Annotated in this window: 12 protein-coding genes; 7 read left to right on the top strand and 5 right to left on the bottom strand. The window is 35.1% G+C overall.

Annotated features, from left to right (window positions below):
• Window positions 1–52: 52 nt before the first annotated feature.
• Together AC0608_RS03480 and AC0608_RS03475 are read left to right on the top strand one after the other, a co-directional pair.
• The gene (locus tag AC0608_RS03480; protein ID WP_478288132.1) at window positions 53–994 is read left to right on the top strand and encodes an OmpA/MotB family protein; all 942 of its coding nucleotides are present in this window, start codon (window positions 53–55) and stop codon (window positions 992–994) included.
• Between the two features lie 109 nt (window positions 995–1,103).
• Window positions 1,104–2,141: an aldo/keto reductase gene (locus AC0608_RS03475; RefSeq protein WP_417958925.1), complete on the top strand. Its 1,038-nt coding sequence runs from the start codon at window positions 1,104–1,106 to the stop codon at window positions 2,139–2,141.
• Between the two features lie 48 nt (window positions 2,142–2,189).
• Here AC0608_RS03475 and AC0608_RS03470 read toward each other — a convergent pair whose 3' ends face one another.
• The 5 genes from AC0608_RS03470 to panC all read right to left on the bottom strand — a co-directional run bounded on the left by AC0608_RS03470 (window position 2,190) and on the right by panC (window position 8,012).
• A complete protein-coding gene (locus tag AC0608_RS03470; RefSeq protein ID WP_478288131.1) occupies window positions 2,190–4,157 on the bottom strand; it encodes a transglycosylase domain-containing protein in 1,968 nt (655 codons plus the stop codon).
• A 212-nt stretch (window positions 4,158–4,369) separates the two neighbouring features.
• Window positions 4,370–4,780: a hypothetical protein gene (locus AC0608_RS03465; RefSeq protein ID WP_417958923.1), complete on the bottom strand. Its 411-nt coding sequence runs from the start codon at window positions 4,778–4,780 to the stop codon at window positions 4,370–4,372.
• Between the two features lie 371 nt (window positions 4,781–5,151).
• Complete coding sequence (gene radA, locus AC0608_RS03460; protein WP_417958922.1) at window positions 5,152–6,513, bottom strand: DNA repair protein RadA; 1,362 nt, start codon at window positions 6,511–6,513, stop codon at window positions 5,152–5,154.
• Window positions 6,514–6,768: 255 nt separating this feature from the next.
• On the bottom strand, window positions 6,769–7,119 hold the full coding sequence (gene panD, locus AC0608_RS03455; protein ID WP_417958921.1) for an aspartate 1-decarboxylase: 351 nt from the start codon (window positions 7,117–7,119) through the stop codon (window positions 6,769–6,771).
• A 14-nt stretch (window positions 7,120–7,133) separates the two neighbouring features.
• On the bottom strand, window positions 7,134–8,012 hold the full coding sequence (gene panC / locus AC0608_RS03450; RefSeq protein WP_478288130.1) for a pantoate--beta-alanine ligase: 879 nt from the start codon (window positions 8,010–8,012) through the stop codon (window positions 7,134–7,136).
• 78 nt (window positions 8,013–8,090) lie between these two features.
• Here panC and AC0608_RS03445 point away from each other — a divergent pair, with 78 nt between their 5' ends.
• The 5 genes from AC0608_RS03445 to AC0608_RS03425 all read left to right on the top strand — a co-directional run bounded on the left by AC0608_RS03445 (window position 8,091) and on the right by AC0608_RS03425 (window position 17,148).
• Window positions 8,091–8,897, top strand: coding sequence for a glycogen/starch synthase (locus tag AC0608_RS03445; protein WP_417958919.1), 807 nt, complete (start codon window positions 8,091–8,093; stop codon window positions 8,895–8,897).
• 20 nt (window positions 8,898–8,917) lie between these two features.
• A complete protein-coding gene (gene bamH, locus AC0608_RS03440; RefSeq protein ID WP_478288129.1) occupies window positions 8,918–10,579 on the top strand; it encodes a BamH family beta-barrel-assembly machinery protein in 1,662 nt (553 codons plus the stop codon).
• Between the two features lie 8 nt (window positions 10,580–10,587).
• Window positions 10,588–12,435 carry a glutamine--fructose-6-phosphate transaminase (isomerizing) gene (gene glmS, locus AC0608_RS03435; protein WP_417958917.1) on the top strand — a complete coding sequence of 616 codons (1,848 nt, stop codon included), beginning with the start codon at window positions 10,588–10,590 and terminating at the stop codon, window positions 12,433–12,435.
• Window positions 12,436–12,796: 361 nt separating this feature from the next.
• Window positions 12,797–15,622 (top strand): carboxypeptidase-like regulatory domain-containing protein, encoded by a 2,826-nt coding sequence (locus AC0608_RS03430; protein WP_478288128.1) that lies wholly within the window; start codon window positions 12,797–12,799, stop codon window positions 15,620–15,622.
• Window positions 15,623–15,654: 32 nt separating this feature from the next.
• Window positions 15,655–17,148 (top strand): SGNH/GDSL hydrolase family protein, encoded by a 1,494-nt coding sequence (locus AC0608_RS03425; RefSeq protein ID WP_478288127.1) that lies wholly within the window; start codon window positions 15,655–15,657, stop codon window positions 17,146–17,148.
• The last annotated feature ends 71 nt before the right edge of the window (window positions 17,149–17,219 follow it).

Below are 17,219 nucleotides of genomic sequence, written 5' to 3'. Positions count from 1 at the left end.
GAACTCTTGCTTTCCGAACAACAAAAGAAATAATATAAATAGACCCTAAACAATGATTAAAAATTTTTCCATCGCATTAATAGTATTGGCACTTTCAACTTCTTGTGTATCCAAGAAAATATACAATGATTTAGAAAGTAAGTTTGCCGATTTAAAAAAAGAAAACAGAAGCATGGCAGATGAAAACACGGATTTATTAAAAACCAAGAATCAATTGGAACTTGATCGAGATGGTTTGACATCAGATTTAAGCAAATCAAAATCCGAGCTGAATAAATTGAAAGCAGATTACACAGCGGCTCAAAATAAATTGAAAGTACTAGAAGATTCCTATGCTGCTTTAGAAAAAAATAGCGGAGATGCTTTGCAAAGCAACATGAAGAAAAACCGTGATTTGCTGGAACAATTAGACGAAAAAGGGAAAGCACTGGCGTTAGAACAAGAACGTTTGAGCAAAAGCGCACAGCGTTTACAAGAATTAGAAAATCTGATTGCAGCGAAAGAGGCCAGCATGAGAAAATTAAAAGAAACGCTGTCGAATGCTTTGAATAGTTTTGAAGGAAAAGGGTTGACAGTAGAACAAAAAAACGGGAAAGTATACGTTTCTATGGAGAATAAACTACTTTTCGATTCAGGAAGCTGGGCTGTAGGTTCAGAAGGAAAAAAAGCAGTTATTGAAGTAGGTAAAGTCTTGGGTGACAATCCGGAAATCTCAGTACTTATTGAAGGTCACACCGATGATGATGCTTTTTCGGCTTCTGGCCCAATTGCAGATAACTGGGATTTATCGACTAAAAGAGCTACGGCAATCGTAGCAATTTTAAGTGAAAACAAAAAAATCAATAAGCAAAGCCTTACCGCTGCCGGAAGAGGAGAATTCTCGCCATTGGGAAGTAATTCAACTGCAGAAGGAAAAGCAAAAAATCGTAGAATCGAAATTATTCTTACGCCTAGACTAGACGAAATTGCTGAAATGCTGAAAGACATAAATTAAGGATCCAAAATCCAACAGGTAAAAGGTTCAAAGGTATTTAACTTTTGAACCTTTTTCTTTTGGAGCATACCGTTGTACCTTTACCATTCTAAAACTTTGAACTTAAAAAATGAAATACACTACTTTACCTAATACGGATGTAAAAGTCAGCAAAATTTGCCTGGGAACTATGACTTTTGGGCAGCAAAATACGGAAACGGATGGTCATGCCCAAATGGATTATGCATTAGAAAACGGAGTCAATTTCTTTGATACCGCTGAGATGTATTCGGTTCCAGGTCGTCAGGAAACTTATGGGAGTACAGAGAAAATTCTAGGAAGCTGGTTTAAAAAAACGGGTAAAAGGGAAGAAATAGTTTTAGCATCTAAAATTGCAGGACCCAATCCTAGTTTTGAATACATGAGAGAAAAATTAGATTTCTCAGCAGCCAGTATCAAATTTGCATTGGATCAAAGCCTACTTCGCTTACAAACGGATTATATTGATGTGTACCAGTTGCATTGGCCGGAACGTAAAACTAATTATTTTGGACAACGTGGTTTCAAAGTGCAGGATGATGCTTGGGAAGATAACATTCACAACGTGTTAGAAACATTAGATGGTTTTGTCAAAGAAGGAAAAATAAAGCATATCGGACTCTCTAATGAAAATCCTTGGGGAATCATGCGTTTTCTGGAGGAAAGTAAATATAATAATCTTCCAAGAGTAAAAACGATTCAAAATCCATATTCGTTATTGAATAGACTTTTTGAAAATGGTTCCGCTGAAATTTGCCTGAGAGAAAATGTAGGTTTATTGGCATATTCTCCAATGGCTTTTGGAGTCTTGTCTGGTAAATTCCTTACTGGCGAAAATCATCCAAACGCTAGAATCAAGTTGTTTCCTCAGTATTCCAGATACAACAGCCCACAAAGTACTGAAGCAACCCGATTGTATCAGGAAATCGCCAAGAAAAACGGCTTGACTTTAACGGAGTTGTCTTTGGCCTTCATAGAACAACAATCGTTTGTAACCAGTACGATAATTGGTGCCACAACATTGGAACAATTAAAAGAAAATATTGATACGATTCAAGTATCCCTTTCGGATGAAATTCTTAGGGCAATTGATGAAGTGCAAGCTGTGATTCCTGATCCGGCTCCGTAAGTTAAGAAACCCTGTAAGAGTTCTAAACGCTAACAGGGTTATTTTTAATTAAAGATCAAATTCGGTATCAACGGCTATGGAATCTACCTTTATTTGTGTGGAATCTTGTGCTTTGAATTTGATAAAAGATTTTGCAGGTCCTGAAATCAGTATGGGTAAGGATTTGTAAATAGTGTCTTCTGGAGCCAAAAGTCCTCTTCGAAACATAATATTCGTTAAGAATGATTCTTGCTGTAGTGCAAAATCTTTTAGCATCCCTTGATCGTTGAACTGATACATGAATTTTTTTGGACTTGGAATAATTCTGGCGAGATACAAGCATTCATTCAGCGATAATTCAGAAGGTGTTTTTTGAAAATAAAACTGACTCGCTTCACCTATTCCATATACATTTGGACCCCATTCGATAATATTAAAATAGACTTCGAGCATGCGTTCTTTGCTCACAATCCTATTGTTTTCTAGAATATAAACCAGTAATATTTCTTCCAGTTTACGCGATACCGTTTTCTCTCGGCTCAGAAAAACATTTTTTACCAGTTGCATGCTGATGGTGCTGGCGCCACGAGAGAATTTTTTGGTTCGGATGTTTTTTACTATTGATTGCTTGAAAGCTTCATTTATAAAACCACGATGCGAAAAAAACGATGGGTCTTCAGTTGTTAAAACCGACTTTCTTAAATAGGGCGAAATTTGGTCGAGTGGCGAGTAATTTGGATTGACTGTGCCAACTAAAACCGGACGTTGTAACACATTTTTTATAAGTGCCCGATAGACAAATTCGCCATTAAGTTTGTTAAGATTGGCTTCCCCGTATTTTGTTATTTTTAGATTCTCTTTTTTTAATCTACTGTCAAAAACCAGCTGATTGGGCTTGTTTTGATTAAACGCAAAATCCAGTTTATAATCAAAAGTACCACTGGCTTCCATGCCTTGAAAATGAGTAAACAAACCCTCTGGCAGTGATGTGATGAAATCCTGCGCTTTCATTTTTGGGATGGTTACTTTGAGTTTGTAAATTGTGTCTTTTTTAGTTTCGTAAGCCAGATAGGGATGAAATTTTATTTTATTCAATTGAACCGTTGAGCTGCTGTCAATAGAAATAAAATCAGAGCCTAATAAGAATCGGTAATCAAATTTGGCGTTTTTAAGAAAAACATCTTTACTAGCAACTTTTGGATGGTTGATTTTTAAATTCGCAATGGCCATAAACCCATCAATATGCAATTCGTTACCATCTTTATCAATGTTTTGTATATTTAATCGGATAGAATCAAAGCTGGATTTCAAGTTAAAACGCTCGTCTAAATACGGCATTTTTATTGCGCCTGTATCCATGTTGACAAATCGGATGTCCGCTTTTTTATTTCTTGGATCGGCAAAGCCTTTAATTTTCCAGCGCTGTGAGATGGTGTTGGTTTGTACTTTTATTGAAGTTTCGAGTTGTTTGTTGACTAGTCGTAATTTTTGAAAATTAATTGTTGCTTTTTTTCCGTTATCATTTAATCGAAAAGACAGATTGTCAAGGATCATATCGGTTGGTACTAAATTTAGAACTTTAGATATAATTCTATAGGTAAACTGAGCGTAATCTCTTTTTTCGTCACGTACCTCTGTTTGATTTTCTTTTTTAAGGAAAGCATCGTAGTTTGCTGTTTTTCCTTTTTTTACCAGATGTACAAAGCCATTTTTTATTTCTAAAGTTCCTAACTGCAAATCACCCGTAATCAACCTCCACAAATTGATACTCGTTTTTAATTTTTGTATTTTAAAGATGGTATCGGCATTTTTTGGTACTACAATTATTTCGGTTAGATTCAGGCCCGACATGCCTTCAAAAGATGCTTTTTTTATTAAGAAAGTACTATTGTACTCAATTTTCATTTCATGGGAAACCTTAGCTATCGTTTGCTTTAAGACGGCGTCTCTAAATAGGTAAAAAGCACTTGCCAAGATGGCAAACAATACCAAGAGTATTTTTGCGGCAAGTGTTATTTTTTGTTTTCCGGTTCTCATAAACAGTTTTTCAGCTTGTTTCAATGGATTTGTATTCGTAAAGAAAAGCAAAAACTAAGGGGTATATCATTTTCTCAAATTATTTAGCTTTTTTTTGTGTTTTTCTATTTTTAAAAACAAAAAAACTACAACAGTTTTGTGGTTGTAGTTTTAGATTATTGTTAAAGTAGTTTGTGTATGCTGAAAGCACCGTGATGTAAGAGAATATTGGATTATGAAATATAGAATTTTTTAACTTTAGCTACAATCTCGTTTACCGTCATTTTATCTGCGGTTTCAACGGCTCTTAGTTTGTTAACAAATAATTTTTCATCCTGAATTTTTTGTTCCAGTCTTATCTTTGTTTCTGCAGGTCCAAACACAAATAGTTCATCAGCTCCTTTGACATAAGCGAGTACTTCTTTTATAAAAAAATCAAGTTGTTCTTTTTTTCGATTTTCAAATTTTGACTCACTGTTACCATGATGGCCTCCGGAAAAAGTTCCTTTGTTTCCTTCCTTATCGTGGTAAACACTGTTTTCAACATCAGAGTCTATTTCAGAAATTTTTTCATCTTTACCACCTTCAAGAGTAATAATAATTGCCTTTGAGGTGTCTATCCAAATGCCAGTTTGTCTTTTCATGTCTTTGTTTGTTAGGTTAAAGATATTTGTTTTTAAAAAAGTTTATTTCTGATTTAAGAATTGAATTTATGAGGGAGACTATTTGCTTTAAGCGCATAGTTTTATATTCAGGAATAATTGTATCTAAAGCATCCGTGTAGATTTTTTAGTACTTAGTTTAAAAAAGTGCTTTTGGATTTCTAAGTTTAATTAGAAATTCAATTATAAATTTACAAAATAATTAATTAGCACCTTCCTAAATTTAAGTTATAAGTTCTTTTTTGTGGTGTAATCAAAAGGTATACTACAAATAATTTTTGTAGTATATAAGAATAATTATGTTTTTAATAAGGATTTAAAAACGCAGTATTTTATTAATTTAAAAATAAATTTCACCCAAACAATTCACTCGCCACATCTTCAATTTTGGCTACCAATCGAATTTTGATTCCGGTATTTTTCAATGCGATTTTGTTGTATTTGGATACAAAAATGGTCGAAAAACCTAATTTTTCGGCCTCTTGGATGCGTTGATCGACCCGGTTTACCGGACGAATTTCGCCCGAAAGTCCCACTTCGCCAGCAAAACAGAAATCTTTATTCACAGCAATATCCTCATTTGATGATAAAATGGCAGCTACGACCGCTAAATCTATCGCAGGATCATCTACTGAAATTCCTCCTGTTATGTTAAGGAATACGTCTTTGGCTCCAAGCCTAAAACCGGCTCTTTTTTCTAATACAGCTAAAATCATATTGAGCCTTTTTGCATTGTAACCCGTGGTGCTGCGTTGTGGTGTGCCATAAACCGCAGTACTAACTAATGCCTGAATTTCAATCATTAATGGGCGCATGCCTTCTAGAGTGGAAGCAATTGCGGTTCCGGATAATTCCTCGTCCTTGTGCGAAATCAATATTTCTGAAGGATTAGAAACTTCCCGTAAACCATTGCCCAGCATTTCATAAATTCCTATTTCGGCAGTGGAGCCGAAACGATTTTTCAAAGACCTTAAAATTCGATAAACATGATTCCGGTCGCCTTCAAATTGCAAAACGGTATCAACCATGTGTTCCAGGATTTTTGGTCCGGCAATGTTTCCGTCTTTGGTAATATGTCCAATAAGAATCACTGGAATGTTGGTTTCTTTGGCAAATTTGATCAACTCTGCTGTTGTTTCACGGATTTGTGAAATACTTCCCGGAGTAGATTCTATATAATCGGTATGCAATGTTTGAATAGAATCGATAATTACGATTTCAGGTTGTATAGCTTCAATTTGCTTGAAGATATTTTGCGTCTTAGTTTCGGTAAGTATGTAACAATTGTCTCCGCTTGGGGTGATTCTTTCGGCACGCATTTTTATTTGCTTCTGACTTTCTTCGCCTGAAACGTACAGGGTCTTGTAAGGTAGTTTTAACGAAATTTGGAGCAAAAGAGTGCTTTTTCCGATGCCGGGTTCTCCGCCTAAAAGGATCAGCGAGCCGGGGACTATGCCTCCACCCAAAACACGATTTAGTTCTGCGTCAGTAGTGTCCATTCGGATTTCCTGCGCCGAATCTATTTCATCTATTCGCAAAGGTTTTGGTGCTTTACTACTTGCTGTAGTTTCACTTTTCCAGGCTATTTTTTCTTGTTTTTGAATGATTTCTTCCGCAATGGTATTCCATTCTTTACAAGAATTACACTGTCCTTGCCATTTAGCATATTGTGCACCACAGTTTTGACAAAAAAAAGTTGTTTTTACTTTTGACATTATTTTGTTGGTATTTTAACTTTCATGCTATCGTATTTGGACTCATTTTTTAATAAAAAAGTAGCGGTTTTAAAGACGTAAGTAATTTTGGACAACGCGCCGGTAAAGTACATTATTTACCTTTATTAAAAACAGAAACAGCAAAACCTACTACTGTCTAATTGAAGCTAAAAAAGCTTTTTTTGTAAAAAAAATCAACTTAGTTTTGTAAAATTTACGGTGTAAATCTCAATGCGGAGTTTTAATTCTAAAAATTTACGTTAGAGAATTATCATTTTCATTTGGGAAAATAACCCAAGGTTTAAAGATTTTAGCTTCTTCAAATTCCATAGTTGCGTATGAAATGATAATTATGATGTCGTCTCTTTGAACTTTTCTTGCGGCAGGTCCGTTGAGTGTTATTGTTCCTGAATTTCTTTCTCCTTTGATGGCGTAGGTTTCAAAACGTTCTCCATTATTAATATTTACAATGGAGACTTTTTCACCTTCTATAATATTAGAGGCGTCTAGTAATGATTCGTCAATAGTAATACTTCCGATATAATTTAAATCGGCGCCAGTTACTTTAACACGGTGAATTTTTGATTTTAATACTTGAATTTGCATGCTACAAAAGTAAATTAATTTAATGAAATGGTGTCAATCAAACGAATATTGTTGACCAATACAGCAATAAATGCGCGATATTTTTTATTTTTATTTTTTAGAATGTCTGTTAGAAGTGTTGCTTCATCAGCAATGGTGAAATATTCTAATGTAAAATGTGGATTATTTTCAAATGTTTTTTGAACCCATTCTGTAATTTCAGAGTTACTGTTTGTTGAGAATTTGTCTTGAACAGCAGTCAATACTTTGTAAATAATCCTTGCTTCTTCCCTTTCATGAACTGATAAGCGTTCATTTCTAGAACTCATAGCTAGACCATTAGATTCTCTATGAATAGGGCAACCAATTACAGTTACGTTCAGATTGCTTTTCTCTACCATTTTTTTTACAATTTGTAATTGTTGAAAATCTTTTTCACCAAAATAGGCATTGGTAGGTTCAATAATCTCAAAAAGACGTTTGACGATTGTACCGACTCCATTGAAGTGGCCAGGTCTGAATTTGCCTTCCATTTGATTTTCAAGACCATCAAAATCAAACGGTTCTGAAACAGGTTTTCCGTCATAAATGTCGTCAACCGTAGGTGCATATAAAATGATATTTGGATCTAAAGCGGTAAGTTTTTTTACATCTTCTTCCAATGTCCTAGGGTATTTTGCCAGATCTTCAGGATTATTGAATTGGGTGGGATTTACAAAAATACTTACAATTGTAATTTCGTTTTGCAATAAAGATTTTTGCATTAAAGCCAAATGTCCTTGATGCAAAGCGCCCATGGTGGGAACGAATCCCAAAGTAGAATGGATTGTTTTTATTGATTTCAAATAGTCTCCTAAAGATGCTTTTCCGTAGAAAATATGCATGACAGTATTATTAAAATTAATTGCAAACATAATATTTTAGTTAATAACTGCATAAATTTTTGTAATTTTGCATGGTTTTTATTGCCAATAAATTAAGTAAATTACAATATGAAAGATAAGAGGATATTATATGTGTCATCTGAAGTGGTGCCATATCTCGCTGAAAACGAGGTCTCTTTAATGTCTTATGACGTCCCAAAGATGATTAATGATCAAGGTGGACAGATCAGAATTTTTATGCCCAGATATGGAAATATTAACGAAAGAAGACATCAATTACACGAGGTAATCAGACTTTCGGGGATGAATTTGGTAGTGAATGATTTGGATATGCCATTAATTATAAAGGTGGCTTCTATTCCTAAAGAAAGAATACAAGTCTATTTTATTGATAATGATGAATACTTCAAACGTAAAGCTACTTTTGCTGATGAAGAAGGTGTGATGTATCCGGATAATGACGAACGTGCTATTTTCTTTGCAAAAGGAGTGGTTGAAACTGTAAAAAAACTCAATTGGGTTCCAGATATTATACACGTTCATGGATGGATGGCGGCCATGTTGCCAATTTACATGAAACATTTTTACAAAAATGAAGCATTATTCTCTGAAACCAAGATTGTTACTTCAGTCTACAGTCAGTCTTTTGAAGGTACTTTGAATGTTGAAATGATTAACAAAGTTAAATTTGACGGTGTTCCGGAAGATGCTATTGCTGATTTGGAAATGCCAGACTATGAAAATATCATCAAAGCTACTATTAAACATTCTGATGCTGTGATTATTGCATCAGAAAACCTCTCGCCAAGTTTAACAAAATTTATAGAATCTTCAGGAAAACCTTTTTTACCTTTCGCCCCGAAAGATGCATTCGCAGAAGCGTATACTAATTTCTACAGAAACGAGGTTCTTTAAATTAAACTTTTTTAATAAATATGTATAATAATTCTTTTTTTAAGAAAATACTGATAGTAGCTAGTGTGGTTTTTTTATATTCTTGTGATAAAGATTATAATGGAATTGGAGGAGATTTAATAGGAGATAACAACTTTGATCTTAACAAGGAAACCTACATTGTCTCGGGTTACAATCAAAAAACAGGGCCTATACAGTCAAATAATTTGGATATAAATCCATTAGGGATTTATGCTAATGCAAATTTTGGAGAAACAACGGCTAATTTTAGCACTCAGTTAACTTTATCAGAATTAAAAACGTCTATAGGTACAAATCCTTTTGTAGAGAGCGTGGTTTTGACAATCCCTTATTATACGGATGCTTCTCAAACAAAAACCAATGTGGATGGAAGTCATGTATACATATTAGATTCTATTTATGGTCCAGAAAAAGCTAAAATGCAATTGAGTGTTTATGAATCTGGTTATTTTATGAGGGATTCAGATCCTGCCGGCGGATTTCAACAACCGCAGAAATATTTTACCGATCAAAATACGGAATTCAATAGTTTAAAAGTGGGGAACCGATTAAATGACAATTCAAATACAGTTGAAAATAATCAGTTTTTCTTTGATTCAGCAGAACATGTTGTGGTTACTACGGATTCAATAACGAGTGTTAAATCAACAGTTTATACCCCACCGGGTATGAAGTTGAACTTAAACAAAGATTATTTTAAAACAAAGATTATCAATGGTGTTAATTCTGGTAAATTAGCCTCGAATGATGTTTTTAAAAATTACTTTAGGGGACTTTATTTTAAAATGGAAAAGTCGGGTAGTAGTGCTGGAAATTTAGCCATGTTGAATTTTAAAGCAGGAAAAATCACCATTACCTATAAAGAGGATTTAGCTTCGACGACGGGTGGTGCAACTACCAGAGTTAAAAAGACGATAGTGCTTAATATGACAGGTAATACAGTTAGTTTATTAAATACGGATTTTAGTACTAGTGGAATTGCTTACAATGCATTGCCAAATACAGGTAATACAACTGAGGGAGATGATAAATTATTTATAAAAGGAGGAGAAGGAACGGTATCTGTTTTAGAGCTTTTTGACAAAAAAGATGTAAAAGGATATGATGCTAATGGAGTCTTGACAGGTCCTAATGGTGTTTCAGATCAGTTGGATGATTTAAGAAACCCAGCGGATGGTAAGAAGTTATTAGTAAATGAAGCTAATCTGGTTTTTCACATTGATACCGATGCTATGTCTGGTAGCAATGAGCCACAACGAATTTACTTATATGACTATAGTAATAACCGACCACTTGTTGACTACTATTTGGATGTAACTTCAAATAATGCTGATCCAAAGAAATCGAAAGATATTTTTGGAGGTGTTATAAAAAAAGATGCAACCACAAAAAAGGGATCAACGTATAAAATCAGAATTACGAATCAGGTAAGAAATTTGATAAATAACAAAGATTCTATTAATGTTAAATTAGGTGTAGTAGTTACAGAAAACATTGCCGTAATTGCCTCTCATAAAGTCAGAACTCCAAATGCTTTTATATCACAAGCACCAAAAGCATCAGTTATGAATCCTTTGGGGACCATTTTGTACAGCGGGAAATCTACTGTTCCAGAAGGGAAAAGATTAAAACTTGAAATTTATTATACAAAACCTAATTAACTAAGACTATGTGTGGAATTGTTGGATATATTGGATATAGAGAAGCGTATCCTATTGTAATTAAAGGCTTGAAAAGGCTCGAATATAGAGGTTATGACAGTGCCGGAGTAATGTTATACGATGGTGAAAATCTGAAGCTATCTAAAACAAAAGGAAAAGTTTCAGATCTTGAGGAGAAAGCTTCAAAAGAGATTACGACTAATGGAAGCATAGGGATTGGTCATACACGTTGGGCAACTCACGGTGTTCCAAATGACGTAAACTCACATCCGCATATCTCGAACTCGGGGGACTTAGCGATTGTTCATAATGGAATCATTGAGAATTACGCACCCTTAAAAGCAGAGTTGATAAAAAGAGGGTATATTTTTCATTCAGATACGGATACCGAAGTATTGGTTAATCTTATCGAAGAAGTACAGAAAAAAGACAATTTAAAATTAGGAAAAGCTGTTCAGGTAGCTTTGAATCAAGTAGTAGGAGCGTATGCAATTGCTGTTTTTGATATAAAAACTCCTAATGAAATTGTGGCTGCCCGTTTAGGCAGTCCATTGGCAATAGGAGTAGGAGAAGGAGAGTTTTTTATTGCGTCAGATGCATCCCCTTTTATTGAATATACCTCTAACGCTATTTATCTGGAAGATGGTGAAATGGCGAATATTCGGTTGCATAAAGAAATGAAAGTTCGTAAAATTAAAGATGATTCTTTAGTTAATCCTACTATTCAAGAACTTCAAATGAATTTGGAGCAAATCGAAAAGGGTGGTTACGATCACTTTATGTTGAAAGAGATTTATGAGCAACCTAGTGTTATCAAAGATACGTATCGTGGAAGACTTCATGCTAATGAAGGTCTTATCCAAATGGCAGGTATTGAGGATAATTTAGAAAAATTTTTAAATGCCGAAAGAATTATAATTGTTGCGTGTGGAACTTCATGGCACGCGGGTTTAGTGGCAGAATATATTTTTGAAGAATTCGCTAGAATTCCTGTTGAAGTAGAATATGCATCTGAATTTAGATATAGAAATCCAATTATAAATGCCAAAGATATCGTTATTGCTATTTCTCAATCAGGAGAAACCGCAGATACTATGGCTGCTATTAAATTAGCTAAAGAAAGTGGCGCGTTTGTTTTTGGGGTATGTAATGTAGTGGGTTCTTCTATTTCCAGAGAAACTCATGCGGGTGCTTATACTCATGCAGGTCCAGAAATTGGTGTTGCTTCTACCAAAGCATTCACTACCCAAATTACTGTTTTGACCATGATTGCGCTCCGTTTGGCTAAAGCCAAAGGAACCTTATCAAATTCTGCTTTTCATGGTTATTTGCAAGAATTAGAAATTATTCCTGAAAAAGTTAAGGAGGCCCTAGAAACGAATGACAGAGCTAAAGAAATTGCTGCAATTTTTAAAGATGCCCCAAATTGTTTGTATTTAGGAAGAGGTTATAATTTTCCAGTGGCATTGGAAGGAGCTTTAAAATTAAAAGAGATCTCTTATATTCATGCCGAAGGCTATCCTGCAGCAGAAATGAAGCACGGACCAATCGCATTAATTGATGAACATATGCCTGTAGTCGTTATTGCGCCTAAACAAGGCCACTATGATAAAATTGTAAGTAACATTCAAGAAATTAAATCCAGAAGTGGAAAAATTATAGCTGTAGTCACTAAGGGAGATACACAAGTTCGCGAGTTAGCAGATTATGTTATTGAAATTCCAGAAACTTCTGATGCGCTTTCCCCATTGATTACTACCATTCCCTTGCAGCTTTTGTCCTATCATATTGCTGTAATGCGCGGGTGTAATGTGGATCAACCACGTAATTTAGCAAAATCAGTAACTGTAGAGTAAATTTGTTTTACTATTAAAATTGTAAGCCTCGAAAGTAATCTTTCGGGGTTTTTTTATGATCTATAATCTTTCTTGGAGAATCCGTAAAAAGTGAAAATAATGATAAATTTATGGATTATATTCACTTTTGTCAAATATCTAAAAATTAATAATTATTTTATGATAAATGTATTTATTGTATGCATGCATAGTGATATTCTATTGTTTTAGCACAATTTTTAACATTAAACAATAAAATATAAATGTAGAATAAGTGTAAATGGGGCAAAATAACTGATAAATATGAAATTTTTCAGGCGCTTTTTTATTAATATTAAAAATATTTGTACTTTGGCTTCATAAACCAACAAATTATAACCCAATGAGAGTGTATTTACTTTTTTTGTCATTGTTTTTTTGTAGCCTTACTTTTGCTCAAAACTCAATTTCAGGTATTGTTACAGATAGTAACAACCAACCGATTCCTGGAGCCAATATTAAAATTGTTGGAGATTCTTCTGGAACAATTACCGATCTGGATGGTTCTTTTACTTTACAGTCTTCAAAAACACCTCCTTTTATAATTGAGGTCACCAGCGTAGGGTATGTTTCCCAAAAAATTAATGTAGCGTCTAATAATCAAAAAATTACCGTTCAGCTTTTAGATGAAGAGAATAAACTAAATGAAATCGTGGTTTCTGCTTCAAGAACTCCAGAAAGAGTTATTGAATCTCCTGTGACTATTGAGAGAATGGGAATTCAGCAGATCAAAAGTACCACAGCGCCTACATTTTATGATGGTTTAGAAAATCTTAAAGAGGTGCATTTTAACACCAGTAGTATTTCCTTCAAATCGATTAATACAAGAGGGTTTTCTACTGTTGCAAATACTCGTTTTATGCAATTAGTGGATGGGATGGATAACTCATCTCCAGCCTTAAATTTTGTTTTAGGAAATTTAATTGGACTCTCTGATATTGATGTTGCTAATGTTGAGTTGCTACCTGGCGCTTCTTCAGCGCTTTATGGAGCAAATGCTTTCAATGGTATTTTATTTATGAATAGTAAAAATCCTTTTACAAACCAGGGCATCAGTACGTATGTGAAGTACGGGCAAACTAGTCAAAAGGCAGCTGGTACAAACGATTATTTTGATTTTGGATTAAGAGCTGCAACTGCTTTTAGTAAGCATTTTGCTGCTAAAGCAAATTTTAATTTTTTGAGAGCTACAGAATGGATTGCTGCTGATCAAAGAAGTGTAACAGGTGGTTCAGTTGGCCATGCTAACAATCAGAATTATGATGGCTTGAATTTATACGGAGATGAAGTTACAACTTTTATTACGAACGTGGGTCAAGTAAGTAGAACGGGGTATCGTGAACAAGACTTAAATGATAATAAAGTAAGAAGTGTAAAAGCAGATTTTTCTCTGCACTTTAAGCCATGGGAAGGTGAAACAGAAATTATTTTACAGCACAAATTAGGTTTAGGTAGTACTATTTATCAAGGGGCTAATAGATATGCATTAAATGATTTCTTCATGCAGCAGTCAAAGATAGAGGTCAAAGGGAAAAATTTCTTTGTAAGAGGATATATTACTGATGAAGATGCAGGTAATTCATATGATATGCGTTTTGCGGCTTGGAATGTTAATAGAGCGGCAAAATCAGATACAGAATGGTTTACAAACTACGCTACTGCATATCAGCTCTCAGGAGCTGTATTGGGTACTAATGCGCAACAATCTGCTACAAATGCTAGAAATTATGCAGATTATAATGTAAAACCAACAGGTTTGCCTTTTTTACCAACTCCAACAGGAAGCCCGCGATTTGAGCCAGGTTCTGCGCAATTTAAGAACGCTTTGGCTACTGCAATAGCAGAACCAGATTTAACAAAAGGGGCGAAATTTATTGATCAATCCAAAATTTATCATTCTGATGTGAATTATAACTTTAAAGAATTGATAAAATTTGCTGAGATTCAGTTAGGAGGTTCGTTCAGACAATATGAAATGAATTCACAAGGAACAATCTTTACTGATTTTGATGGTCCACTACGTTATAATGAATACGGTGCTTACACGCAGTTGACTAAAAAATTCATGGACGACCGATTGAAATTCACAGGGTCGGCACGGTATGATAAAAGTCAAAATTTCGACGGGAATATTTCTCCTCGTATCTCTTTGGTGTATTCAGCGGGTGCATCTAAAAGACATAACTTTAGGGCTTCCTATCAAACTGGCTTCAGAAATCCAACAACACAAGATCAATACATTGGTCTAGACTTGGGTCCGTTCGCTTTAATTGGTTCTGCTCCGGAGAATTTAGATCGTTTTACGGAAGTAAGAGGAGTTAGTGCTGCAGGACAAGCGTTAGGAGTTCCTGCAACGTTAACATTGACAGGTCAAAATGCCTATACTAATTCCTATACTTTGACTTCTGTTCAGGCGTTTAGTGCGGCCGTAGCCGCAAATCCAACGAATGTTCCCGCAGCCGCAGCTTTGTTGCAAGTTGCAAGAGTAGGGTTGGTAAAGCCAGAAGAGGTTAAAGCGATAGAATTGGGGTATCGTTCTGTTGTCAACAATGATTTGTCTATTGATGTCAATGGGTATTACAATATTTATAATAATTTCATGAATACTTCAAGAGTTATTAGTCCTTATTATGGAGATGTTGATACGGCTTTTGATTTTGGCAATCCAGCAACTTTAGGGACGCTTTCAGCGTTAAGCAATGGAGACAGAAGAGTGTATCAAGTATATACAAATACTACTGCTAAAATTACATCTTTAGGTTTTGGTGTAGGGTTATCTAAGAAAGTATATAAAGATTTTGAACTAGGTGTGAATTATAATTATGCTGAATTTAATTTTAATCAAGAAGAAGATCCTGGCTTTATTGCGGGTTTTAATACTCCAAAACATAGGGTGAAAGCGTCTATTGGAAATACTAAATTATTTGAAAATTTTGGTTTCAATATTAATGCGAGATACAATACGGAATATTTATGGCAGTCTTCTTTTGCTGATGGCATTGTTCCTGAAAACACTGTTTTAGACGCTCAAATCAATTATGGATTTCCTAAATTGAAATCAGTGCTTAAAGTTGGGGCTACTAACATAGGCGGAAAAGATTACATCCAAGTAATTGGAGCTGGTGCAATTGGACAACAATGGTTTGCTTCTTGGACAATCAATCCATAATTCAAAAGGGCAATAATTTTAAAAAATATATTATGATAAAAAATTTCAAATGGCTGTTATTGATTTCGCTAACCTTTGCAGCATGTAATAACGATGAAGAGGTAATTGTTGAAGAGCCATTAACAGCTGGTTCAGCAGATTTTTCTAAATATGTGGCTTTAGGGGATTCATTTGCTGCAGGGTTTAGTGATGGGGCTCTTTTTAAAGCCGGTCAAAAAAATTCATACCCAAATATTTTAGCTGAACAATTTGCTTTAGTTGGTGGTGGTGCCTTTACTACTCCATTTATGGCGGATGACAATAGAGGAGGTTTTTCAATTGGAGGAAATCAAATGGCACAATTTCCTACACGGTTGTATTTTAATGGTGCAGGACCTGTAAGCGTTTCTGGGGTTTCAGGAACAGCTGTAAACGCTAGCATTGCTGGAGCTTATAACAATATGGGTGTTCCAGGCGCAAAAGCGATACATTTAGGAGTTGCTGGTTACGGACAAGCTAATCCATATTTTGGGCGATTTGCAAAAACGGCAATGTCTAGTGTGATTAAAGATGCTACGGATCAAAATCCAACCTTTTTCTCTTTGTTTATTGGAGGAAATGATGTTTTAGGATATGCTACTAATGGCGGTGTGCCAACTTCACAGGATCCGGTTTTAGGAAATGATATTACTCCTGCGGGAACTTTTAATGCGGCTTATAATGCTTTGGCAACAGCAATGGCTGTTGGAGGAAGAAAAGGTGTAGTCGCAAATTTACCCTATATCAATAATCTTCCGTTTTTTACGACAGTTCCTTATAATCCGGTTCCTTTAGATGCAGCAACAGCAACGCAGTTAAACACACAGTTGTTGGGGCCTGTAAAACAGATTCTAACCGCTTTAGGAGCTGGAAGCAGAATCAAAACATTGTCCGCTTCTGCTACAAACCCTTTGCTGATAAGAGACGAAACATTGGTAAACTATAGTGCTCAAATTACTGGTGCATTAGTTGCGGCGGGTGTTCCAGCGGGTCAAGCAGGTTTAATGGGAAGTCTTTATGGGCAGGCAAGACATGCCAATGGAGGTGCAAATGTTGCTAATAAAGATTTTATATTACTTACGACGCGAACTGTAATTGGAACGGCACAAGCTGGAGTTCCGGCTCCTTTTAACACCGTTGGAGTTACGTATCCTTTACAGGATAATAGAGTGTTAACTGCTTCAGAGGTTTCGGAGATAAAACTAGCTACTGATGCCTATAACGTCACGATAAAAGGTGCTGCTGATTCTAATGGGTTGGCTTTTGTTGACGCCGCGTCAATTTTAAATCAGTTAAATAACGGAGGAATTCGTTTTGGTACTTTTCACATGACGGCTGCCTATGTGACTGGGGGAACTTTTTCTTTAGACGGAGTTCATCCAAGCCCTAGAGGCTATGCATTGATTGCTAATAAATTCATAGAGGCGATAAACGTTAAATATGGTTCTAACTTGAAAGGGGTTGATCTAGGGTTGTACGGAATTCAGTATCCAGCTGTTATTAAGTAATTATATCATATTTTTTTAATAAAATAACCATCCGTTTTGTGACGTGGTGGTTATTTGTTTTTAAGGATATT

This window comes from Flavobacterium sp. GNP008 (assembly GCF_056428965.1).
The sequence above is the reverse complement of the archived record's forward strand: the minus strand, read 5'-3'. Positions and strand labels throughout refer to the sequence as shown.

Coding starts and splice junctions, on each gene's coding strand:
- AC0608_RS03480 (WP_478288132.1), top strand. CDS start 53: ATGATTAAAAATTTTTCCATCGCATTAATAGTATTGGCACTTTCAACT.
- AC0608_RS03475 (WP_417958925.1), top strand. CDS start 1,104: ATGAAATACACTACTTTACCTAATACGGATGTAAAAGTCAGCAAAATT.
- AC0608_RS03470 (WP_478288131.1), bottom strand. CDS start 4,157: ATGAGAACCGGAAAACAAAAAATAACACTTGCCGCAAAAATACTCTTG.
- AC0608_RS03465 (WP_417958923.1), bottom strand. CDS start 4,780: ATGAAAAGACAAACTGGCATTTGGATAGACACCTCAAAGGCAATTATT.
- radA (WP_417958922.1), bottom strand. CDS start 6,513: ATGTCAAAAGTAAAAACAACTTTTTTTTGTCAAAACTGTGGTGCACAA.
- panD (WP_417958921.1), bottom strand. CDS start 7,119: ATGCAAATTCAAGTATTAAAATCAAAAATTCACCGTGTTAAAGTAACT.
- panC (WP_478288130.1), bottom strand. CDS start 8,012: ATGTTTGCAATTAATTTTAATAATACTGTCATGCATATTTTCTACGGA.
- AC0608_RS03445 (WP_417958919.1), top strand. CDS start 8,091: ATGAAAGATAAGAGGATATTATATGTGTCATCTGAAGTGGTGCCATAT.
- bamH (WP_478288129.1), top strand. CDS start 8,918: ATGTATAATAATTCTTTTTTTAAGAAAATACTGATAGTAGCTAGTGTG.
- glmS (WP_417958917.1), top strand. CDS start 10,588: ATGTGTGGAATTGTTGGATATATTGGATATAGAGAAGCGTATCCTATT.
- AC0608_RS03430 (WP_478288128.1), top strand. CDS start 12,797: ATGAGAGTGTATTTACTTTTTTTGTCATTGTTTTTTTGTAGCCTTACT.
- AC0608_RS03425 (WP_478288127.1), top strand. CDS start 15,655: ATGATAAAAAATTTCAAATGGCTGTTATTGATTTCGCTAACCTTTGCA.